Here is a 26,636-nt window from a genome sequence, read left to right as displayed (position 1 = left end):
TATAATACCACAAAGCACTTGAAATTGTCAATATTATACACTGAAAACGACTGTTTTTAACACCGTTTCTCAACATTTTTAACAAAAAAGAGTTATGACAAATCAACTCCAAAATTGTTTCATCATAACTCCAATGTCAAATTATAACCAAGGATAATAAGCTTCCAATCTTACAGAGAATCTGTTTCTGATTGCATTAACATCATTATTGTCAATCCTGCCATCCTTGTTTACATCCCAAATACGCGCTTGTTTTACGCCGTTCGCATCAGCATCCTTACCAACAAGATTATTTGCATCAATACCGTTTACTGCGCCGTCACTGTTGACATCACCTATTCTTCTGTCCACAACTAACAAATATCTCTCCATAGTTGAATCGTTGATTTGATATGTAACCTTATACAAGCCTTCCACTCCGGATACGGCACTGACCGTTCCTTTTATAGTATCAGATGTCGAACCGTCATTTATATTCACGCCCGGATCAACAAATTTATCAAGACCGCTTGTTATTACAGTATATTCGTTACCGTCTGCATCAATGTTATTTATAGGATTATATGTAATATCGGCACTGCAGTCCTTCGGCAAATAGTTTTCACTGAATTTGTGATTTGCCTTTAGGTAATCCAACGCTTCTTTCTGCCATTCCGCATCATGCGTCGTATCCTTATAAATCATAGCAGCCGGTGAATTACCCAAATTAAATGTATATGTAACATTAACAGTCATTGTTGCACTGAAAGAATTGTCTAAAGTATAGTTGCTGTTTGCAAGTTCAATTACTATATCATACACACCTGCATTTATAACACTGTTAAGTTTTGTTTCTGTATCACGTTTAACGTATTTTACGGAATACAAATCCGATGCCAAAGCTTCAGTCGGTGTAACCTTTGCGGTATGTTCCTTACCGTCATAATCAACTACATTGTCTGTAACCGTAAAATTAACTGTTTTCGGCGTAACCGTTATTGTTTTCGATGATGTTTCATCTGCAATATAGTTGCCGTTCGGGAAAGTAATTATTATATCATATACACCGACATCCGTAATTTCAGTCAAGTCAGTTTCTGTACCTTGCTTACGGTATGTTATTGTATATTTACTGTCATCATACGGTGCGTCAACCGTCATATTCGGTTTGTGCGTCTTTCCGTCATATACCCAGCTTTCATCCGTTGTAAAGTGACCCGATTGCGGACTTATTGTAAGTTTATTATCATAATCATTTCCGATTGAATACACTTTATCATTATCAAGTGTAATTTTTATCGTATAAACATCTGCATCGGTCGGATTTTCTACAGTTTCACCCTTTGAATTAGTATATGTAACTTTATATCCAATATCTGCGGGATCGGAAGAAACAGTTGCCTTATGACCGTTTCCGTCATATGTAAACGATGTATTTGTTACCGTAAAGTTTACATTTTCACCTATGATTTTAATTGTACATTCGTCATATATCGTTTCATAGTTAGGGTTTGTTGTATGCACCCTTGCAGTATATATACCGCTTGAAACAGGCACATCGGTTGTGTATTCACCGCCGTTTCTGCTATACTCAATAACATATCCTGCCGCAGGCGGTGTTACCGTTACGTCAGCTGCCGTAAGCGGGTGAGGTAATTGGTCATATTGATATTCTTTGTCACCGCTTAATGAAATTGACGCACCTTGACGTTCAATTTGAATATGCGTATCACCCTCACGTTCCGATATGATACAACCCGATACATAAACATCAATATAATATGTTCCGGCATCTGTTACAGACGAAAGATTATCTTTACCGTATCTTATAATCGGTACAGCGTCTGTCAGTTCGCCACCGTTCAAATCATAACATTTAACTGTCGCTGTATAACTGTTTCCGTCATATATAATATTCTTGGGAGCAGTTACATTAATCTTGATAGATCTCGCTCTTATATTAATCTTAAATGTAACATCTCTGTATGTACCGTCTACATTACTTATACGGATATTCATATTAGCATAATATCCGGCACTTGTCGGAGTACCCGTTATTGAACCGTCCTCGTTGACAGTAAGACCTGTTGGTTTAAAACCCGATATAAATTCAAAACTATATCCGTCATTGCTTCCACCGCTCATTGTTATTTGTGCTGAGTACGGCTTATATGCCTCACCCATAGGAAGCGACGTTGTATCTACGCTAAAGTCAGCCGCATGAGCACATACACCTGCCATAAGCATTGCTATCATTATAATCAAAAATGCAGATATTTTTTTCATTTATTGCACCTCTTTTCCGTTAAATCAATTACACAGCTTATTATTTTAATTGTTATTGCATTTCCGAAAGCATTGTCCAAAGATACGGACAATGCCATTGGAAATGCAATAACACAGGGCGATAACCGCCCTGTGTCATTACATTGCTTTATTTATCGCATTTATTATAATTCGATATTTATTAAGCAGCAGGAGTTGCTTCAGGAGCTGTTGTCTCTTCAGGAGCAACAGTTTCTTCAGGAGTTACTGTTGTTTCAGGAGCAACAGTTTCTTCGGGAGCTGCTGTTTCTTCCGGTTTTACTGTAGGAACTACTGCATTTGCGCCAACCATTCTTTCATTTACTGCAAGAAGAATGTCTGCCTCTGCCCAGTGACCTGCAATGTCATTAGGAGTAAATGTCACGATTGGTGTTGATTCTACAAGAACTCTGTTGATAATTGCAACAGCTTCAGCTCTTGTTAGCGGTGAATATGGACCGAATGTACCGTCTTCATAACCTGAAACGATATTCTTGTCAGCAAGAGTTTCAATGTAATCCTTAGCCCAATCATTTTCAGTTACATCTGTGAAGATGCCATTGTATGAAATCAAATCATATCTTTGAGCTCTTGCGATAACTGCACTGATTTCGCCTCTTGTGATTGTATCCATAGGTCTGAATGTACCGTCTTCATAACCGCTTAATACATCCTTATCTTCAAGATAACCGATGTACTTGTTAAACCAAGCGTCTGAATCAACGTCAGGGAATGATGCTTGATACATACCGTCAGGTAGATCGTCACCATAGCTTAGTCTTGCAATCATAGCTGCAAGTTCGCCTCTTGTGATGTTGTTATTTGGTAGGAATGAACCGTCATCATAACCTGAAGCGTATGGCTTTGTATATTCTGTGTTGATTACAGGTGCTTCTGTCGGCTTAACTGTTGGTACAGGTGTTGCTGTAGCTTCTTTAACAGTTACAGGAATATTCTTAACTATGCCGTTAACCTTAACCTTAACAGTTGCTGTACCCTTACCAACCAATGTGATGTTACCGTTTTCGTCAACAGTTGCTACATCTTTATTTGATGATGTCCATGTTGGTTTAGCTGTTGAGCCTTTTACAGTAGCTGTAACTTTAATCTTATCACCTACAACACCGGAAACAGTATCCTTATCAAGTTTAATTGATACGCTGCTTCCGCCGCCGCCACCGCCGCCGGCTGTTTGAGACATATAAAGTGTAGTTTCTGTTGAAAGTGTGAATGGATATGTAATAGCTGTCTTACCTGCAAGATCTGTGAAGTATGCCTTGAACTTGCTTGGCTTAGCTGTAAGAATCTTTGTATTAATATCGTTATCACTTGTTGCTGATGTCTCGTTTGTATAGATTTCAGCAAGTGGGCTTGTTGAAGTATTTACTTTGTAAACTACAAGGTGGTTCTTGTATGTTGTAGCGTCTGCTGTTGATGCAGGAGATGCTGCAAGTGTTTCTGTAGCCTTATATCTTGCAGAAACAGTATATGCCTTACCATTTTCAAGACCTGTAAATGTTGTTCCTGTCTGCCAATCTGTTCCGTTAATTGAGTATTCAATATTATCACCCAAAGGACCTGCTACAACAATGTTGTTTGTCTTTTGGTCAACACTTACTGTTGGAGCTACAGGAGCCACTTGTGTACCTTGAGTAATCTTACCTGTTCCTTCAACTGTCTTATCAGCAGCTATTTCTGTACCTTCATCATTAACCAATACATAGTTGCCTGATACATCTTCTGTACCTTCTCCGACCTTAGCGAACTTAAAGTCTGAGAATGTTACCTTTTGAGCGTCACCAACTTGTTCTGGTGTTGCAAATTCAGCTTTGAATGTTAGCTTAACCTTATCAGCGTCAGCTGCTTCAATAGCACCTGTTGGTAATGTTGCTGATGCATTTACATTATCATCACCATATGCTTTTGATGCCTCAAATTGGATTTCTGAAAGTTTGATTGGTTTTTTCTTTGCTGTTAGAGTAATTGTCTTAGTCTTTGTTACTGAGCCTTCTGTGTATGATACTGTTATTGTTGTATCTCCATAAGGAAGCTTTGCTTCATCATTAAATTCGTTACCGGCTTTATCCAATAGCTTGTAGTTTGTAACAGGAGCCTTTGTTGCCGAAGCACCTGTACCATATACTGCATTAACTACCAAACCGCTAAAGTTAGGTTTCAAATCAGGATATGTGTATGTTACATTGTCAGGACCTGTTACTTCGATATCTGACATAGCGTCTTGAGTTACGCTACCCTTAACAATTACTGTTGCAGGAGTGAATGAATAGTTAGCTGCATCTGTACCTGTAAGAGCCTTTTCTGTAACTGTTACATCAGGAGTACCCGGTGTCTTTACATCATTAACTGCATATTTATATGTAAATGGAAGTGTTACCTTATCTCCATCAACTATAGATGAATTATTATCCTTAGTTAGTACCAATGAGCTATCAGCAGTTACATCAGCTGTAGCATTAGGGTTAGCCTTAACTGCAGGAACTTTTATAGCATCAGCACTAACTGTAAGAGCCTTTGCTGTAATTGTTGCAGCTGTCTTAAGTGTACCGTCAGCATTAATCTTATCTGTATCCGGTGCAAATGTGTACTTACCGTTTGTTTCCGGTAGTGTAGTTGTTAGTTTAATCTTCTTATCTGTGCCTACATTTTTATCTGTATATGCAAATGTACCTGTAACTGTGTATGAGTCAGTACCTACAAATGCTGTAGCTGAATCCTTAATTGAAATTGTAGGTAGTGTTTGATCTGCAGGAATAGTTAATCCGCCATCATATGCCTTTGTAATTGTTGCGTCTGATACTGTGTAGTAAACTGTCTTTGCAGCTACAGTAATCTTAGCTGATGAAGTAAGTGTTTTACCGTCATAGATAAATTCAACTGTCTTGCCTTTCATGGCAGGAGTTATTACTGTATTAGCATCAACTAATGTTTCACCGATTTTAACTGTAATACCGGCTGCTGCCAATTTATCAAATGATATTTCTGTTCCTGTTGAGTCGCCATCATATATAACATTCAACTTAAGGTCATCTGTCTTAAGCTTATCGCCATATGTATAATCTGTCTTTCCACCGCTAATTGTTGCACTCTTAATCTTCTTTGCACCAAGTGTAGCAACTTGAAGTGCTTGTTTCTCACCTTTTTGATTTGTGTAAACAACAAAAATCTTATTTTTATTGTCAATCATTTCTTTTGTAACAGTTGTTGTTGATGCTGTTGCAGACTTTGCAGCTGTATCATCTACAGCAACTACAACCAACCACTTGTTGCTACCTAATTTTGTATTAAAGTCAGCATATTTAACGTCAGCAGCCGCTGATTCAGATGCTTTCTTAGCACCTATAACAAGACCAGATGGGTCAAATGCGTCACCATCATTGTATGAGCTCTTAATCTTGTTGTTTGTTGATGTTGAAAGTGTAATCAAATCATAATCTGATACTACATTAAATGTTGCACTCTTAATTGTTTTGTCTGTTGTTGCTACTACAAAGTAGTTGTTGCCATTACCATATTTGTCAGCAGCTGTTACTTTGTCAAGAACGTCGCCAGTAGCATTAGATTTGTAAATTGCCAAGTCATTACTGACATTTTCATAGTTTGTGAATTTAAGATCACTAACTGATGTACCATTGTTCTTTTTAATCGTAGCAACTAAATCATTGAAGTTAATTGCTGTACCGTCATAAGCAGTTGTCGGAGCACCGCTTACTGTAATCTCTGTAGTCTTAATTTCACTAACTGTTAATGCACCAAGGTCGCATATAAAGTTACCAACGATTGCATATATGTGCTTACCGTTTACATCAGTTGTTAGTGTTGCAGGAATAGCAGTCAAGCCTGAATCGTCTGCTGCTGTAATACCTGCTGCACCATACTTATATGTAACAGTATCACTTGTATCAAGATCTGCGTGTGAACTATCGTCATAATCGAATTGCAAATTCACACCCGGTTTAAATACATCACCTACAAATTGAGTTGATGCCATTGTACCTGACTTAATAGAAATACCTGTCTTCCTAGCTGCACCTGCAGGGAATAATTGCAATGATGTTGTATCAATATTTAGATACTTCTCCAATTCTGTAGTTGCATGATACGTATAGTCTTCAAATTCAGCAGTACCCGGAATACCCAATTGAATACCAGTATCTTGACCTAAAGTTATAGACACGCCCGGACTTCCGGCAGGTGGCAAAGCCTTAACTTTAAAATAAACGTACATTAAATTTTCTTTATTTTTGAATTCTGAAGCCTTTGCGGTCAAACTTTTATATTGAACACCGAATTGCACAATCTTAATATTGCTATTATCAGTACTCAAACCGGTATTATAATTAGAATCATCTGACTTTGTCATAGCTGCACTTGCTATTTCATAAAGGTTTCTTTTACCGTTATTATAAAAGTATGTTGAATTAAAATTAGCTGAACCGCCTGAATAGTCTAGCATTCTTTCATTCAATGCATCAGCGAAATCATCATCACTATTAACCGGTGTAGAGTCTGATGTAAATCTCTCAGCCACCTCGATATATCTACTATCGTATGCGATACCTGTACCTACTGAATACACACCCTTAGCATTTCCAACGAAGTTATCGAAATTATCAGCTTCAACACAGATAACAAAAGTATCGCCTACTTTTAAGCCATCCCTTGGCAATGATGCTTCTTCATATAGGCAACCATCGCTTGCTGCGTCATACTCACTTGCACTCTTTTTCTCCCGCATATAAACAGCCTTTAATGTAGGCTTTGTAGCTTCGGTTACGCCGGGCTTTAGAACGTTGTCGCCATCAGCAAGAACACTTGCCGGAAAAGTCGACAATACCATGGCACAGCTTAACGCAAATGCTATAATTTTTTTTGTCTTCATTTGACATTCCTCCTGTTTTTTACTTAATCTTTATTTAATCTCATTATAAAATGGGTCTAAATACTTACCTTGTGCTGACAATTTAACATATGTAATATCGTTTGAGTTAATAGCTGTATCAAAGTTACCATCGAATACACGCCAAATAAATAAATTAGCTGCTGATGTTGGTACTGTACTATTAACAACATCTGATCCTTGTGCCTGCAATTTTACAAATGTTATATCGTTAGTATTACGAGAACCATCTATATTTGTATCTCCCAAAAGCGGAAGAACAACTATATTTCTCGTTTCTGTGACCTTCTGCCCATCAAAATCGGTAAACTCATATGTCATTGTGTAAACATCAGGTCTGATAAATTGTAATCCCTTACTTGTAATACCTGTAAGGACGGCATCATTTGCCGTTATAGCCGCCAAATCGGTATCCGTAGCATTTTTTCCATAAACTTTTGTTTCATCTGCAACAGCAGCATTTATACCATTTGCAGTTTTATATCTTGAAACTTTAATCGTTCTTGTCACTTCCGAATCCGAAACCTTATTACCTAAAGAATCATATGCTTCGAAACCAGTATCTTTAAATTCTGATTGTTCATAGACAAATATTGCATATGGGTTTCTGTCCATATTCTTATCTGAATCAGTTTCACCATTCCAAGCATTCAATGTATATGCATTCTTGATATTTGCCTTTGTCGGAATATATTTTGAATCTAAATTCTTAAAGGTATTTTTTTCACTAAACTTATTTATTGCCTCCAATTTATCAGAAACTGAAATATTATCCGCTTTCATAATTTCACCAACTGGTGAGTTACCATAGTTCAAAGTGATTTTTGGTGTCACAAGTTGTTGAACATGGAATGTATATGTTAGAGTCGGTGCATCATTATCTGTACCTGCTTTTGTTGTAATAGTGATAGTATTTTCAGTTTGTCCCTTATTTGTAAGAGGAGCCTTAATTGTGTATGTACCGTCACCATTCTTTGTAGGTGTAAGAGTTGTACCGTCTGATGCTGTTATTGTTGTAGTATCAGGATTTGTAAGTGTTGCATTAAACTGAATGCTATCAGCATCAACATCCGGAACTCTTACATAATAATCCTTAATTGTAGGAGTTTCCGCATTATCAAATGCTACATCATTCTTATACTGGCTATCCTTAAATGGTAATGCAGTTGAATCAACTGTTGAACCCTTGACAGAATTAGCTTTTATTTCTTTAATCGAAGGGTCATTTGCAAGTACTTCATAAACAATGTTTCCGCCAACTTTGGCATCTGTATATTCAGCATAGCCTGTTGTCTTACCGTCATAAAGTAATACCGCTTCTGTTGTTGTTGACTTAACCGAATCAATAACATAGTTTGAATTAGCTTTTAATTCAACAGCAACTACATACTTACCAACCTTTGTAATGTCAGTAACTTCACTTAATTCACTCTTCTGAATATTTCCGTCAGGAGCAGCACCTGCATCGGTCCATGTATAATACTTAATGTCATATTCGCTTTTTCCGACTGTATTGCCTGTAGCATCAACTACAGTGACAACAGGGTCCTTACGAGATGAACCTGCTTTTTGTTTTTGAGTATCAGGATCTACATTTACTGTAAGTTTTGCTGATGTTACTTCAAATGTTGAATCCTGTACACCGATTTTATAACCGTTTGCATAAGTTCCGGCATTATCAATAGAAATTGCTATTGTATAAACAGCGACATTTTGAATTGTTGTTGTAGCATTATCCTTATCTGTTACAGTTGCAGTAAAGCCTGCCGGAAGCGTTGCATCTTTTGCAATATCGCTGTCCGCTACTTTTGTATATGTAGTTTTGCTTGCATCATCATATTTAATTTGATAAATATTGTACTTAGGCGAAATAACTTGTCCTGTATATTCAGCATTTGCATTTACAAGCTCAACCTTCAAATACTTAAACCATGTTGCATAATAAGTTTTATCAGCGTCTATTTTTGTATCCTTATCAAACTTAGTACCGGTACCGTCAAACGCTGTCTTCCAGCCATCAAATTCAAATGTACCGTTTGTTGGTTCTGTTATATCGTATCCGATTGAATCACCTTTGTATAGAGTAACTACACGAGGAGATGTGTCATTACCCTTAAGATCCAAGTTCTTGTTAAATGTAACATTAACTTTGTCAGATGTCGGAACTGAAGGATCTATATCCCATTGTGCATACAATGTTGTTTCATATGCAGTATTTGTACCTGCAATTTCCTTTAGTGCATCCTTAAGTGTCGCTTGGTCTATTTTTGTTGTCGAATCAACAGTTACACCGCTGCCATCAGCTTTTGTGTTCCAACCTTTGAATACATAATGTGTTCTTGTTGGTTCATTTGGCATCATATTGCCAAGTGCATCACCAAGATATGGATATACATACTTTGGATTTGCATCTGTCACTGCTGCATTTGTTTTGTTTCCTGTAACATTACTGTCAAATGTAACCTTTACACCATTGTTCTTAGGAATATCATCTGGAATAACATTTTCTCCCGGATTTACATTTGCAGCTGCCCAATATGCGTATAATGTTACTGTTGTAGGAGCTGATGCCTCACTGCCTTGTGCTGCAAGAGAAACATCATTCAATGTAGGATATTTTGCTGAAGTAACAAAATTACCTGATCCGTTAGGTTTAGTATTCCATCCTATAAATACATAATTTGTTTTTGTAGGATTCTGTGCAGGATCTGTATAGTTTGCTATAGGCGCACCCACAACGTCATTATATGTACCTACACCACCATTTACATCATATCTGATTGTAATATCCGACAGCCATTTTGCATAGTAATCAGTATTACTGTTTATTTGCTTTGTCTTGTCAAATGCCGTAGTTGTCATTGACAATGAACCGCCTGTTACTGTACCTTCATACCAGTTATCAAACGTATAACCTTTGTTGGTCGGTGCTGTTACATCATAGCCAAGAGAGTCACCCTTGAAAATTGTTACTGTCTTAACGTTTGTACCACCGTTGCCGTCTTTGTTATCATTAAATGTTATTGTTACTTTATCACTAGCATCAACATTATCAGCAATATCCCACTGTGCATATACAACCAAGTTGTATTTGCTTCCATTAGCCGTTACACCGTCAAGTGTTGTTGTTATTGCTGTTGCATCTGTAAATGTTGTACCTGAGCCATCTGCTTTTGTATTCCATCCTACAAACTTATAATTTGTTCTTGTAGGAGCTTCCGGCATCAATGTACCAAGAGCATCTCCAAGATGCGGATATACATACTTCGGATTTGCATCCGTTACTGTTGATGAAGCACTTCCTGATGCATTACTGTCGAATGTAACTTTTACACCATTATCATTAGGTGTTTCATTACCCGGTAATTTACCCGGTGTTACAGGAGCATCTGCCCAGTATGCATACAATTCTACCGGATTTGTTCCACCGGCAGCTGTTGAAACATCATTTAATGTAGCGTAATCAGCTGCAGTAATGAATTTACCTGAACCGTTTGCCTTTGTATTCCATCCTACAAATGTATAATTTGCTCTTTTAGGGTCTGAAGGTGCTGCATAAGATTTTGAAGGTGCACCTTTGTCTGTAGCAAATGGTGTTGCCGGAGTTGTTCCGTCGTTAATGTTAAAGTTTACGGTAATATCAGATTTATATGTTGCCTTTACCGTTATATTTGAATTTACTGTTGTTGTCTTATCAAAATCTGAATTATCGGCTGTATTTACCCACTTATCAAAACTATAATTTGTTTTCACCGGTGTTGTTGGCATTGCATCGCCAATCGAATCACCTTTACCGACAGTTATAGTTGTCGGAGCAGTAGGTGATGTTGCACCGTCATAATCAAATGTTACAGTTACCTGATCTCTGCCTGCATATGTCCAATGTGCATACACCGTTTTATTATCTGTTAAAGTAAATGGTGCTTTATCAGTAGTATCGGATTCTGAAGCCGCTCCGTACCAACCATTAAATGTGTATGCATCACCTGTCGCTGACGTCTTTGTCGGAGTAGGCATCTGATATGCGTAAACTGTATCACCTTTGACAACCGTCATAGATGCAGGTGTTACTTGTGCGTCACATCCTGTAGGACTAAATGTCAATGTTACTGCATTGTCCGGATTCTCCGGTGTCCACATTGCATAATAGTCAGTATTGCTTGAAATTGTTTCTGCCTGTAATTGTGTATTTGAGTATGTAGTGCCTGAGCCGTCTGCTTTTGTATTCCATTCTTTAAATGCATAATCTGCTCTTGTAAATGTCGGAATATCACTTGATTTCAAACTTGAACCGGCACTGATTGTTTTGTTTGTTGTGTTTTCTGTTTGTCCATAATTCTCATGGAATGTTACTGTTAACTCTTTGTCCCACTGTGCATAAACAGCAGAAAGTGAAGAAACATTAGTTGGAGCCGTTACACCGGTGTCGCCTTTAAACTCAATTTTGTCACCACCCGTTGCTTGTGTAAACCAACCCTTGAACGTGTAACCTGCAGGTATTTCAAAGTCATCGCTTGATGTACCAACTGTTGGTTTTTGCGATACATGAATTGTTGCATCTTGATTTAATGATACTATAACATCTTTTGTTTTCGGCGAAGTTGATACGTCTGCCGGATAGTTACTGTTAAATGTAATTGTTTTACCTACATCATATTTAGGATAAACTCTTATAACAGAGTCACTGTAACCTTTAGCAACAGCATTTGCATCAATTGTTGATAAATCGTCAAGAGACTGTTCTGTACCAGTTGAATCTACATATTTAAATCCGTAAAAGTATTCATTATTTGAATTTATCAGACTAAAGTCTGTACCCGCTTTTGGAATAGTAATTCCCGAATCAGCATACGCTGTACCATCTGCTATGCCTGTAGCTCCAAATGTTGTGCTTCCGTCAGCACTTGTCATCACATTTGTGTATGTATTATCTTCGTAAAACTTAATGTCATACGATGCAGGGAATAAATCAATTTTACTGTTATCTAACTTCAAATAATTTTCCAACTGACTAGTTGCTGAATAAGAATAATCCTCAAAAGTAGACATATCATCCGGCATACCAAACTGAACACCAATTTCTGTAGCATTAGAAATTGCCATTACTTTTTCCGGATCACTTGGGGTTGCTTTTACTCTAAAATGTATGAACATAACATATTCATCATCAGCTATTGGACCTGGCGTCTTTTTTATACTTCCAAATTGAATACCGAATTGTACAACCTTAGCATTTGTAATTTCTGCGTTATATCCATCCGAACTCTTTGACAATGCAGCACCAGTTATACCATATGTTGTTCTACCATTTTTGTATTTATAGAATGACGATGAACTTGTATCATTTTCCATTCTCTCCTCTAATACACCCAAAAAATCTGAATCATCATTGATAATCGTTGAAGGGGCGTCTTCATAATACTCATATGGTTCAATATAATCTGTACTATATGCGATACCTCCCGCTATCGAGTATAAACCTTTTGTTATACCGGAAAAATGCGAGAAATTCTTAGCTCTTAGACCTATGTAAAAGTCATCACCAGCTTTTAGACTTCCTATAGTATCTTCCTCGAACTTGCAGGTACCATCCGGTGCATCTGCATTACGTTTCATATATACCGCCTGTAGGGTTGGCATATCATTTTCTGTTGTACCGCTTGTTAAAACACCATCTGAAAAATTATACGCCAAACCAACCGGTCCGCACGCAAATACTAACATGATAACGCTTAACAAAGACGCTACTATTTTCTTCATAATAATTTTCCTCCTTTTATTATTTATATATTAAACCTTTTTATCTATAAAAAGGTTCTAATACCTTACCTTGTGATGCTAATTTTACATATGCTATATCGTTTGTATTAATTGCTGTATCATAGTTACCGTCAAAGACTCTGTTCAAGAATAAATTTTTTATTCTTTCCGGAACATTTGTTGCAACAATTGTTCCTCCCTGTGAAGCAATTTTAACATATGCTATATCATTTGTATTTACAGCACCATCCATATTAGTGTCCGACATTTTCGGTATAACGATTATCTTACGGACACATTCCACAGTTTCATTGGCTACACTGTCATAAAAACTATATTTTAAATCGTATATGTCAGGTCGAAGAAATTTCTTTGATTTGCTTGTTATCTGAGTAAACAAATAATTACTCGGCTCATTAACAATCGTATATACTTCATAATTTTTAGCAGATACATTTTCCGAAATGTTACCACCAGACAAACGACATACTTCAATTTCTCTCTGTACCTGTGTTACATCATAAGGTTCTCCCAAAGAATCTGTTGCGGTATATCCCGGATCACTAAAATCAGTCTGTTCATATACGAAAAGTGCATAGTCATTTCTATCCATATTTACTTCTGGATCTGTTGATTTTCCCCAAGCATTCAATGTATATATTATTCTTTGCTTTGAAGCAACATCACTTGGCAAATAACTTGCATCATATTTATTCTTCACATTAAACGCATCCTTTGCAGCTTGTTTATCTGCATCCGCAATATTAGAAGCCTTCATAATTTCACCATAAGGTGAATTACCGTAATTTAATGTAATCTTTGGTTTTAGCAGTCTTCTTATATAAACCGTATATGTTGTACCTCCGGCTGTAATTGTAACAGTATTATTATATCCGTCGTTCACAGTCTTGTCCAATTCAGCAAGATCAAATAAATCTGACGAATACTTTTTAGCGTCTGATGCTGTCACATTGACGCTTGCCGAATTAACAGTTACAGTCGGCTTTTCGGATGAACTTACGTCCATTCTGATTTGTTCCGTTTCATTAGGAACACTTACATAATACGTTTTAGTTTCCGCTTTAAACTTATCTTCTTGTAAAGTCTTGTCCGATGATAAATAATAAGTTGTATCCGGTGACGGAGTCGCTCCCGGATCTGACGGAGTTTCTCCCGGTTTTACCGCAACTATATTATCTATTGCATCATTTGTTCCAAACAGACTTATATCGCCGCTGAAATCAAATAAATTTTTAAGGTTAGTATCATCCGGAGCCGGATGTGTCGTAGCAAACCATGATGCATAAGGATTTGTACCGTCACTACCGGAACCGATAGCAAACGTATCTCCACCTCGAACCATACTCAATACAGTAGGATTCTGGTCTGCCGCAGTTTCATCGGGAGCACTCAAAAGAACGAAAGGCAATTTCAGCAAATACTGCTTTGAATTACTTGCCAAGTCTTTAAATCTTAACAGCGAGTCCCCTTTAAATACCACACCTACATAGCACATTTTCCAGCCGTCTAAAGCACGTTGAGCAGCTTCTGTGCTATTTTCTCTATCATTTAACGCAGTATCTATATCGCATTCACGAACAGATGTAATCTCATATTGTGTATCATTCCACCAAGCACTGCTGTCACCTGTTGAGCTCAGGTTTCCCTTTACCAGCTCATCATTCCAGCTTTGTTCTGCAGTTGAAGATGCAGTTGTTTTATCCCAATACGGCTTTACGTAATTCGGATCATATTCAAACGCTACATCTAATGAATAAACACCGTCAGTAAACAACGGTAAATCGTTTACATTTTCAACGCCGATACCTACCCAAAATTCAAGAGGATTGGTTAAGTTTACATCATCTTTAGTAAATCCTGCTTTACCGGGACTTGCATCATTTGGTGTAGAACCTCTGCCCATAAAATCTACAGATAAAGTTCTGTTTGTTGCCTGTGTTTCTATATTTTCGTATTCATCCGCAGTAGCAGGAATACTAATCATACATACAGCACACATAGATAGTGACGTAAATCCTGACACTAAGCTTTTGAGAATCTTATTCATTACGCACCACCTCCATCATTAGTATAGAACTGAATCATTTTTTTAGCACGTATATTATTTGCATCTATCAAATTCACCGCTCTATCTTTATTTACATCGCAGATACGATATCTATTGAGCAATCCGCCAACATCATAACCTGTAACATTTGTGTTGTTAGCTAAATCTGCGCTGAATCTGTTTCTTATTCTTGAAACATCTTTTGTATCTGCTTGTTTATCATTATTGACATCTCCAAGAGTATTAAGCAAGATTAACGGTCTTTTTATTGAAACGATTGAACCGTCAAAATCTGCGAATGAATAAACAAGTTCATATTTATCAGGTCGGATTCGTTCCGCATTTAATTCGGATATTGTACCGCTCGACGGCAGATTAATTGTCTGTGCATTGACAGATGAATAATCCGTAGAACCGCCATCTTGATATGCCGCATTTGTTTCCGTTAAAACATTAACCGTTATCTTTTTGGTGACATCGGTTACCGCTCCGCCAATCGAATTAATAACGCTTTCATATCCCGGGTCTGTAAAAGTTCCCGAATTCAAAACAAACAATGCTGTATCATCCAAATCATAATTCACACCCGACGTCCAAGCTTCACCGCAATAATTTACACCCACCGTTGCACCTGCCGGCGTATATCCTGCAGTAAATGTATAATCATTTTTGTCAAATTCATTTTTAGCCGTCGCCTTATCCGTTATTGCCGTATCACGCATAATCAAGCCATACGGCGAGTTACCATAATTAAATTTCATCAATTTGGACTCTTCTATTTTTCTGTAAACGTGAATCTTATACGACCTTGTAACTTCGCCTTCATCAGGATCGTCATTAGGATCATCATATGTCATCGTCAATGTAAGCAGGTTATCAACAGGGCTGACGTCAAGTTCTATATCCTCCGACTTATAATAATTATCCGTTGCGTCCTCCGTTGGCGTGGTCAATGTATCAGTTACAGAATTATGTTCACGCGAAAGAGACAGCGTCGCATTTTTTGCTTCATCTCTAAGTTTGAACCAAAGCTTTACTTTGTCAACACTATTTGGCACTGCAACATAATACTCACGTTTTACAGGGTCAAACTTTACAATTTTCCAATTCTGATCATGCAAATCCTGATCATTGTCATTTGTATCTTTAACCATAAGTTCTGTCGCTCTGAGTTTCGCTCCAAGCGACTCTTTAAAGTGAGCCGTTATTTTAACATTTTCTGCCGGCATTTCAAATGTCGTATTAGCCAATGTGCTGTCTGCGAATGTCACATTACCGGTTTCACAGGTCCATCCGGTGAAAACGCAATCTTCTTCGGGAGTTGCTGTTATTGAAACAGCTTCACCTTCACTTGCAGTATATAATCCCGAGTCCGTTTCTGCTTTACCATAATTTACATTATCAGAAACAAGCTCTATTTTATATGTAGGAGCTTCCGTAACTTCAAAAGAGATTTTAAACGTTCGAAGAACTCCATCATTTGATATAACAGAAACTGTACATTCATAAGTTCCTACATCAAGACCTATATTAGTTGTTATATCAAAGTCTACACTTTCACCTTTTTGTAAAATCTGAGGCAACTTTTTGCTGATGGTAAATGCTTCTTTATTCCCATCTTTACTCAAAGAAATAGCAGCTGTCAAGCCGTATATATCGGTTGAGCCTATATTTTTAACAGTAAATGAATTTGTTTGCAAATCGTTATAATCATACCCAACTTGTTTTTTGTCATATGTAAAATCGGGTATTACATCAATTTCATCTCTATCATCACCGTTGACAACCAAATACTTAATCTCAACTGTGTTATTATTCTCATTTACAACATTTCCGTAGTTTGTATATGACGTTGTTGAAAGCGCACCCCTTACAGTTACAACACTGCCAACCAATGTAGGGTCTCCGTCAATAACATCCCACGAATCAACTGTAAAGGTCGAAAGCTTACCTATTTCCGTACCGTCGTATCCATCATATGTTGTTCCAACAAAATCAGAAAGTACAGGAAGCGTTACAGTTGTCGGCAAACTCACACCCGCTTTGATAGGAAACATTGCCGATTGCAAATCCGAATAATCAAAAGTATAGCTGTCTAAATAAATATTTTTTCTCGGATTTGTACTGAATTCAGTATATGGTCCCGGATTTTTTCCCGGTTCCGTTGATGATATTTCAAACTTACCGGCTTTACTTCCAAGGTTTATAATCTGTGCAAGTTTCTTTTCAGAGTCTATTGCAATATCAGCCTTTACAGTAATTGTTGCCGTTCCGTCATCATTTACAACAGCATTATAACCCGTCATTGAAGAATCAATAAGTTCTCCGCCCGGCATTTTCACATCAAATGTTGTACCTGTAGGAATTGTGTTCCCATCTTTATTTTTAACTGTTATTGTCAAAGTACCGTCATCAGCCGTGACAGCACTTACAACCTCCAACTCTTTTGGAAGCTCACTCTCGTTATCGACAACATTTCTTATAAAGTTGACATCAGAGCTGTCCTTTACTGTAAGCCACGGATAATTAATCGATATTTTGTTTATATCCGCAATGTGTCCCAAAATTGTATATTTGCCTACCACTTTGTTTTTGATATCGTCAGGTATATCAAGCAGCTGCGATGTTTCAGTGCTAAGCTGGTACCATCCGATATTAAACTCCGGCACTCCGCCGTTTGGAATATATTTATCAAGTATCGGTTTTGCTTTTGGTGCAAGTTTCAAATCGTCTATTGTTGCAGGATAATCCGCCGCGCCGGTCCAATACGTCAAATTCTCATTTTCTGCCGTGAAACCAATCAAATTAATCGGCGTCACATGTATTGTAACGGTTATATCAAAATCATCATTGTATTTTTGAACAACCGTATAGTCACCTTCTTTTGGATTCCACGAAATCGAGCTTAGATTGCTTGTCGTCTTATCCCACTTAAACACTGCCGGTCTTTCGGAACCGTCTGCATATTGGAGTGATATAATCGACATTTTATCATTTATGAAATCAAGTAAATCATCTATTGTACCATTCTTATAGATGTCATAAGAAGTAACTGTCAGCTCCTCATTCAATGCCTTAACATTTGAAAGTGCCGCTTCAATCTCAAAATTACACTCAACATTTTTATCAGCTCTTGAGTACCATTTGACATCTCCGTCACTGCTGTCGATATAACCTATATGAACACCGTCATCATCTGTAATAGTATCGTCCTGCACTGTAATCATTGTCGAAAACGGTACAATTTTAATAACATCCTTAAGTTCGCTTTTTGAAAGCTTTGCAAACTTTGCAGGGTCTTTTATATAAAAGCTCAATCGTCCGAGTTTTAAATTTTTACCGTTTGCAAGAATAAGATGTTCGTCACGACCTTTTACCGCAGTTATGTATTTAGAAGTTGTACCTTCTTGCGGTAAGAAGTTCATTATTGCTCTGCCGTTGTCGGCATCTGCAATACCTATAATCGGCATACTTACACCAATCATAGACGGTAACTTAAAGTCACCAAAGCTTCCGATTGGGAAATCATCAGTATTTTGTTCAAAATAATCATGAGCAATATCATATGAATATCCGACACTTCCCGAAGAAGTTGTAGGGTTTTTAATCGGCGTATTCGTCGCCACATCCGAAAGCTCTATGTAATTTTTATCATATTCAATACAATAAGATATTGCAGTTGAATCAATATTTTTCAGAGATATATCAACGAAGCCTTGAGTTGTTGAACCGTTAGCCACCATTTTTATGCCACTGAATGATATAGCTGCATTTGGGTAAGATGTTGCAGCCCAAACAATAACAGATACAAAAACAACCACAATAAATGCACTTATTGTGATTTTCTTTTTCCCAATATGCATGCTCTCCCCCCCCTACTGCAATTATCCCTATTATGAGTAATTTTATACTTTAATTGTACACCAACTTATACCAAAAGTCAACATTTCTATTCAAGAAAACACCGTTTATTCTTTACAGTTCATTATCGTATATTGTGTAAATGTTACAATTATTACTGTTTAATAAAATTACATAAAACGTATAAAACGAAAAAAGAATCGACAGAATTAAATCTGTCGATTCCTTAAAGCTAATTAATATGCTTTTATTTTGACTTTGTCGGGACCTTGGTTATCCAATACAGGAGTCTTCTTTCCAAAATACATACCTGCATACAGAAGGTCTTTTGTTGTGATTGAGCCGTCACCGTCAAAATCACAATCAGCTCTTTCAACACGTCCGCCCTCAAAGTTAATCCAAGAAATTATCTTCTTGCCATTTGCTTCGTAATAAGCGCCGGCTGTATTAGTGCCATCACCATATTGGATTTCTGTATGAGCAGATACACCTGCTACTGCTGTTGAAACAGAATATGATGATTCTGAACTCTTATCACTGTCTGATTTGCTATCCGACTTACTGTCTGATGTCACACTGTCTGTTGTGCTGTCCGACTTGCTGTCTGATGTCGCACTGTCTGTTGTGCTATCTGACTTGCTGTCTGATGATGTATCACCATTTGATGTATTATCACTTGATGTATTACCATCTGACGGTGTTTCTGTATTATCGGATTTATCTCCCGTTTCAGTATCTGATGATGTATTATCGCCTGTTTCACCCTTATTAGGTGTATCAGTCGTTGTACTGTCATCCTTACTGTCACCACTGTTTGTTCCATCACTTGGAGTTGATGGTGTATCCGGCGTTTCACTCGGAGTTTCAGGATTATCTGTTGTTCCGCTGTCAGGAGTTGACGGTGTTGACGGATTATCCGTTGTTCCGCTGTCAGGAGTTGACGGCGTTGACGGATTATCCGTTGCTCCGTTATCCGGAGGTTCAGGATTATCACTCGAATCGTCTTTCTTATCAGTATCCTTAGTTTCATCCTTGGTTTCGTCTTCAGTTGTTGTTATCGAATCCTTAATAATTTGTCCTGTATAGTCATCCATAATAATGTTATATAGGAATACATTTACTAAGTTAATATCAACATAATCTATGACGCCGTCACTTACATCATAATCTGTAACGTTACCCGGTGTAATTCTAATCATACCAAAGTCATATTTAGCTTTCACAAAAGTTTCGGTTGAAACAATGTTGGTGATTTCATAATCCAAATAACCTGTTCTGCTTATTACAATATGATATGTATCTGCATCAGGAAGCGAGATTTCAAAGTTGCCGTTCAGACCAACTTGGTAAACCGTATTTCCTGCTGCATCTACCGCAACAAGATTATTGCTGCTGTCATACATTCTTATTTCTGCAGTATCGTCACCTTGAGCAACCGAATGAACTCTGCCTGTTATGTAAGTTTGAAGTTCTGGAACTGTTTCGGCAGTATCTCTTGTAACAGTTACACGATACTTACCGCCGTTAGTTACCGTAGAGCTTACCTGACTTACAATCTCAAAGTCGATTGTGAACGACTTTTGGTTAAGTGCAAGGTCAAACATATGTGTTAATTCTGATGCCGACTTACTTGCTACCTGCGTGCCTTCAATGCTCATATTTAGGATTGGATTATATTCTGTAGTCTTAATCGTAAATTCGATTTCTGTTGCAAGCGGATCTACAAGAACATCGTAGCTTATTACACTTGCATCGAACTTAGGATTTAGTTCTTCGTATCCGTCTCCATCAACTGTATCTGTTACGATAATGTTGCTTAGGTAAGCTGTGTTCTCTCTTACAATCTTAATTACATAAGTGTATGGAGTTTCAGCTACTGTTACGAATACATAATCTACAGCTTCACCCGCGTCAAGCTCAAATTTCTCACTTGCACTGCCGATTGATTCTGCCGAATTTTTACCCTTATGAGTAAATACTATACTGTCAGTTGGGTTTTTAGCTTCTGCTGTTACCGTAATATCCTCATCATAAGGTGAGATATTAACAACATAACTAAAGATTTCAGGGTTAAATACCTTTGACAAATCGAACTTATCGGTTGTCAGACTTGCAAGTCTTGCATCTCCGTTTGCTCTGTCATCACGAGTAATCTTCAATTCGTACTTACCAATCTTACCGTCCTTATTTTCAACAGTTACCGTTACAGTTTCTGTTGAATGTTCACTGTCAAGGAAGCTTGACGGCAATGTAATTTCAGTGGCTGTGCCGCTTGTTACCGTTGTAACCTTACCGTCGCTTGTAGTAACGGCAAGTTTATCATTTGCCGGATCTTTAGCTGTTACAGTCAATGTAATTGTATTGTCTGTGTAATTAACCTTGGCAGAATATTCAGCATCTTTTTCTTCAAATGCAGGAGTCATTTCATATAATCCGTCGCCTGCAGCTGTTTCATCCTCAAGTTCAATGTTTTCAAGGAATGCCTCAGGAATTAACTTATCAAGACGAGTTACATTCAGAACATAAATTCCGTCTTTTTCGTCAACTGTTATCTTAACCGTTACGGTAAAGTTCTTAGTATCAAGAGGAAGTTTATCAAATGTTCTTACGTCACCGTCTACATAAGCTCCGCCGTCGATACTCATACTTACTTGTGCATTTTCATAAGTATTCTTTGTATGTACGGTAAATGCTTCGGTATCCTTACCTATTTCAACATCATAATTTCTTACTATCGGTGAGAACTTAGTCTTCATAGTAGCATTATCTGTCCACAAATCAGTTAAGATAGGTGCGTCTGTATTATAAACAGTTACTACATATTCATTAATAAGCTCGTATCCGCTTTCAGTAAACTTAGTTGCACGGAATGTGAATGTTGCCTGTCCGCTTTCGCCTATAGACTGTGCCAAGTATGAACCCATACCTTCTTGCAATGAGTAATCTCTCATTGTTTCATTGATTACTTCAATGTAAACATTCGGGTCATCACTCTTAGCAAACAAGTACGGTGTAGCACCGTCATTAACGGCACTGTAAACAAATACTTTTTCGTCAAACGCTGTGAAGAATGTTGCATCCTTGCCTGTCTGGTTGATTGTCGGATCAATCATAATATGATTGATGAACGGTTCATAAGGCTTGTCTGCATCGCTTTCAGCATATACAACGAACGACTTGTTAATACCGCTTATTGTGCTTACAACATTAATGTCGAATCTTTCCTTTTGTGTTGACATTGTAAAGTCAATGTCCTTTCCGCTTTCAATCTCTCTGCCGTTTACAGTAATTATTGCATCGCTGTCGGCTGAAGTTATATTAAGCGGAATTGTTGTTGTACCTTCCGGTACTGTTATTGTTTCAAGAGTGCTGTTTGTTATCGCATCTCCGTTCAATGTACCGCTGATACCGTTGATTGCAGTATCACGCAAGATTGTTACAGAATACTTCTGCATTGTAGCACCGTTTCTGACTGTAATAATTCTTACTGTCTTATTACCGTTCAATGCAAATGTTCCGATACCGCTTACGTTTGCAGAACTGCTTGCTGCCTTAGCATTTATTGTTACACGGGTTGTTGATGCATCTACATATGTGTAGTAGTTAAGCTCTCTTGCCGAGAAATCCGGAATTATGTCCTTACCGTCTACAGTCAAGCTGCTTAGGTCAGGAATATCGGCTGCCATATTCTTTCTGAATATATCCAATGTGTATGTTACTTCAGGCAATGAATCATCAGCTGATGCATATACCTTGATTGCAACTGAGTTATATACTCCGTCTGTCAAGTCTATATCCATAGCGCCTGTATATTCTGTGCCGTTTACTTTAATCACACTGCCCGGATTTAATGCAGCTGTTTCAAGAGTTACCTTATTTACCTGATAAGGAACTGTTACATAATAGTTCTTTACGTCTCTTGTAAATGCCGGTACGACTGTACCCTTATTAAGAACAAGTTCTGTTAGAGCATTATCGTTATCCGAATCAGGACGATATACATTTACAAGATATACACGCTTAGTTATTGATAACTCTGCAGGAGATTTTGTATTATCTATTGCAGTTACAACAACCTTAATCTGATTCTTACCCTTCTTAAGTTCGATATTTTCTGATGCCATACCGCTTACAACTTCAAGGTTGTTAACAGTAATCTTCGCATCATTGGCAGTTGGGATAAGGTTAATGTATGATGTTGATTCATCTACATTAATTTCATATGCCGTCTTATCCGGATCAAATGCCGGTGACAATGCAAAGTTCTGTTTAACTGCCAAGTCGATAAGTTTAGGGTCAAGGTCAGGTTGTTGACGATTGATTACCAATGTATAATACTCTTTATTTTCCTGAGCATTCGATAGTTCAATCGTGAATATGTTATCACCGTATTCAATAGGTTCAAAGATATTATTCCATGTACCGCTTGATATTACTCTGCCGTTTACTCTAATCGTTAGATTATCTTCATCCGATGGGTCATTTGATATAGCAGTTACCTTAATATCTGCCTTTTCAAATGTACTTGGAACACTTGCATAATATGAATGTTCATCATTATCGAATGCAGGCGTTATAGCATAGTCATCAAAGTGTTGGTCTTTTAGTTCCAAACCTGTAATTTCAGGTATCGGAGTTTCAAACTTATTACGATATACCGAAACCGTATAAGTCTTTTCTGTACCGTTTACTGTTCTTACAATGAATGTTACTACCGTTTCGCCTACAGCAAGCGGTGACAATGAGAATGTATCTCCGCTGCTTATCACCTTAGAAGTTCCGCTTGATGTAACGGTTATATCCTTTATAGCATCCGGAGTTCTTGCAACCGGTATCAAATCAACATTTTCATGCTCATAAGTATAAGTCAAATGATAATTTGTTTCATCACTGTCAAATATAGGAGTGAGTATACCGCCTGCTGTGTACTTAATATCTATTAGGTCAGCATTATCATTTTCACTGCCTCTGTAAATATTAATTACATAAACCTTCTTAGTGTTATTCCATGTTCTATTACCTGCTTTTGCAGTATTGTTAGGAGCAGTTACCGTAATAACAATCTTATTGCTACCCTCTACAAGCTTAATATCGGTGTTTATCGTACCAACCGCATCAACGTCAATATCTAAGGCTTCGCTTCTTACCCAAATAGCAGACATTGTATTTTCGGATTTAGCGTTAATCTTAATTGAATCAACGTCATTTGCAACAGTAATCTTATATGATGTTACATTCTTATCAAATGTCGGCGTCATACTTTGACCACTTGCTGTCAGAGATGAAAGCAATGCGCTTGTATTCTTATCTATTGCTCTGTTTATTGTAATTGAGTAGTAACGACTGTTGCCGTTGCCATCGCTTACTTTGACAATAAACAAGTTATTACCCGCATCAAGCTTAACCGGCGTCGGCTGACCGGACAACATAGTTTCGGTTGTATTATTGGCTACATCATACAATGTTGCAGTCATATTACCGTCTGTACCCGTAACATTTGTATTCGGAATTACTGTGATTGCTTCTTCTGTTTCCGTATTAGTTACATTTGAATAGTAATTATAATCTACATCTGATGAGCTGTTCATCATTGTCAATGTATGATTTGCAAGAGATATACTTGATAAGAAGTTTTGCTTTGGATTGATATTAGCATTAGTATTCTTATAAAGTGTAATCTTATACTCTTTCATTACTACGCCGCTTGCCGATACATTGAATGCAACTTCGGTTGTTGATTTCTCAGTCAAACCGTCTTTGATTGTCACGCTTGTTCCCTTTGTGGTAGAACCGCCGTCAATCTTGTAAGCCACATCGCTTGCAGCACTGCTCGGTGTTGCTTCAATATTAATATCATTAATATTTTCACCTTCAACAATAAAGTAGTAATCCGTAATATCTCTGTCGAACATCGGAACTAAGCTGTAATACTTACCGCCGATAACGACTCTGATGTCGTCCAAAGTAGCGTCAGTATCAGGAATCTTACGATTTATTGTAACCGTATATGTCTTAGTTGTTATTCTGTCTTCAGATGTTACTTCAATCTTCAATATGTTGTTACCAACTGTCAAGTTATCAAATACAAAACTATTTCCGCTTGTGTGGTTGATAACCGGCTTTGAACCGTTGCTTGTAGATGTCATAAGCTTGATTGTAGCATTATTGCTTGCTGTAATCTTATCAAATGTCACCTGTGTAACAGCTGTATCTACATCGATTTCGTAGTTATGAACATCCTTATCGAATGTAGGTTTCATCACTACGCCGCTTTCAGGTTCAAGTTCGATAAGGTCTGCATCGCCTGACATTCTTGTTACGTGTACAATATATGTCTTGGTTATATCTGTTGCAACATCCTTTACAGTAACGGTTATATCTTGAGGATTATTCATCAAGTATGTCTTATTGGTAAACTGCTTTGTTGTTCCCGCATCAGGATTTTGTTCAGCAAGAGTACCAATCTTAACTGTCTTACCTTCGGCAAGAGTTGTTACTCTCATCATCGGTGTATATGTCGCATTATGCGGAATACCTATTTCAAAGCGGTTATTTTCACTGTTCCAAACAGCTGCAATAGGATTTGCATATTGACGAGTTGTATCTGTTACAAAGTCGCCGTTGTCAACATCCATGTAGATGCTTAGAATATCACCCGTTACACTAATCAACTTCAATACATAATCTCTGCTGATTGTATCATTACCGGCTGTCAAAGAAACATTAATATCAACATTTGTAGTTACAGACGATATAGTCGGCATAGTTATCGTTACCCAACCGGTAGACGAAACATCTGCTGCGCCATTTGTCTTTAATGTTGTTGTTGCTCTTGAATCGCTTGCCATAGCCTTAACAATCGGATTTGTACCCGATTCAACATATGCAACATATGTTCCGTCCGGCTGCAATGCGGCAGGCATATCATTTACCATGACATACTTAACGCTTGCGTCTATCGGCTTACGATAAATATGAAGTTCGTATTCCAATTCCTTAGATGTTTCACTTGTTACTTTTACATAGAATACGTTATCGCCATATTCAAGATTTACGTTTTGAGTAATTGTAACAAACGCATTACTCATCGGTTTTTTGTTTGAATCAAGAATTGTAACCATCGTCTTAGCACCATCATGATTATGATATGCCTTAGCGTAAATGTCTGCATTTGTCTTTTCTGATTCAACATTTACCGTATAAATACCCTGTTTCTTTTCATCATCTGTTGTAGGCTTATTTATCTTATAATTATCCTTATCAAAGTCAGGATCCAAGTCATAACCGATAACTTGTAAATCTGCAAGTCGGTTTTCATCGCTCGGGTCATGAACTTCTATATAATAAGTTTTTGTGTAGTGAGGAACTCTCAAGTAAATAGGTATTCTGAAGTATTCCGAAGTTGTTCCGTCTGTCTTCATACTGTTGACATACTGCTTAATATATTTACTCAAATCGTCGATTTGCTCACTGCCTGCGTCTGTAATCTTGATTCTTGTTTCATAATCATTAGGATTCCAGCCTTGTGTCTTCGCATAGTCAAGTAGTTTCTGATGTGTTTCATGTGCATTTGCATATACATCATACTCATGTAAATCATTTTCAGTCTTAATCGAATAAGTTGTAACCGTCTTTATAAATGATGAATTATAGAACGGTATCTTATTTGAATTGTCCTTCTTTGTGATATACAAATCATCAAGATATACGTCAACCGGAATATGCTTGATACGTAATGTATAATAG

At 37.4% G+C, this 26,636-nt stretch carries 6 protein-coding genes; all 6 read right to left on the bottom strand.

The window, feature by feature from the left end; genetic code table 11:
* Positions 1 to 141 precede the first annotated feature (141 nt).
* Positions 142 to 2,265, bottom strand: a complete 2,124-nt coding sequence (locus ACLTU0_RS00030) for an MBG domain-containing protein (protein ID WP_412320887.1) — start codon at positions 2,263 to 2,265, stop codon at positions 142 to 144.
* Positions 2,266 to 2,446: 181 nt separating this feature from the next.
* Positions 2,447 to 7,183, bottom strand: coding sequence for an S-layer homology domain-containing protein (locus ACLTU0_RS00025; RefSeq protein ID WP_412320886.1), 4,737 nt, complete (start codon positions 7,181 to 7,183; stop codon positions 2,447 to 2,449).
* Positions 7,184 to 7,213: 30 nt separating this feature from the next.
* Complete coding sequence (locus ACLTU0_RS00020) at positions 7,214 to 12,961, bottom strand: InlB B-repeat-containing protein (RefSeq protein ID WP_412320885.1); 5,748 nt, start codon at positions 12,959 to 12,961, stop codon at positions 7,214 to 7,216.
* Positions 12,962 to 13,001: 40 nt separating this feature from the next.
* On the bottom strand, positions 13,002 to 15,029 hold the full coding sequence (locus ACLTU0_RS00015; RefSeq protein ID WP_412320884.1) for a cadherin-like beta sandwich domain-containing protein: 2,028 nt from the start codon (positions 15,027 to 15,029) through the stop codon (positions 13,002 to 13,004).
* Entirely contained in the window at positions 15,029 to 18,892 is a 3,864-nt protein-coding gene (locus ACLTU0_RS00010; protein ID WP_412320883.1) for an InlB B-repeat-containing protein, read from the bottom strand. The genes ACLTU0_RS00015 and ACLTU0_RS00010 overlap by 1 nt, the downstream gene beginning before the upstream one ends.
* 234 nt (positions 18,893 to 19,126) lie before the next feature.
* Entirely contained in the window at positions 19,127 to 26,584 is a 7,458-nt protein-coding gene (locus ACLTU0_RS00005) for a cadherin-like beta sandwich domain-containing protein (RefSeq protein WP_412320881.1), read from the bottom strand.
* Positions 26,585 to 26,636 lie beyond the last annotated feature (52 nt).

This window comes from Hominilimicola sp., assembly GCF_046972485.1.
Taxonomy (GTDB): domain Bacteria; phylum Bacillota; class Clostridia; order UBA1381; family UBA1381; genus Hominilimicola; species Hominilimicola fabiformis.
The sequence above is the reverse complement of the archived record's forward strand: the minus strand, read 5'-3'. Positions and strand labels throughout refer to the sequence as shown.

Coding starts and splice junctions, on each gene's coding strand:
- ACLTU0_RS00030 (WP_412320887.1), bottom strand. CDS start 2,265: ATGAAAAAAATATCTGCATTTTTGATTATAATGATAGCAATGCTTATG.
- ACLTU0_RS00025 (WP_412320886.1), bottom strand. CDS start 7,183: ATGAAGACAAAAAAAATTATAGCATTTGCGTTAAGCTGTGCCATGGTA.
- ACLTU0_RS00020 (WP_412320885.1), bottom strand. CDS start 12,961: ATGAAGAAAATAGTAGCGTCTTTGTTAAGCGTTATCATGTTAGTATTT.
- ACLTU0_RS00015 (WP_412320884.1), bottom strand. CDS start 15,029: ATGAATAAGATTCTCAAAAGCTTAGTGTCAGGATTTACGTCACTATCT.
- ACLTU0_RS00010 (WP_412320883.1), bottom strand. CDS start 18,892: ATGCATATTGGGAAAAAGAAAATCACAATAAGTGCATTTATTGTGGTT.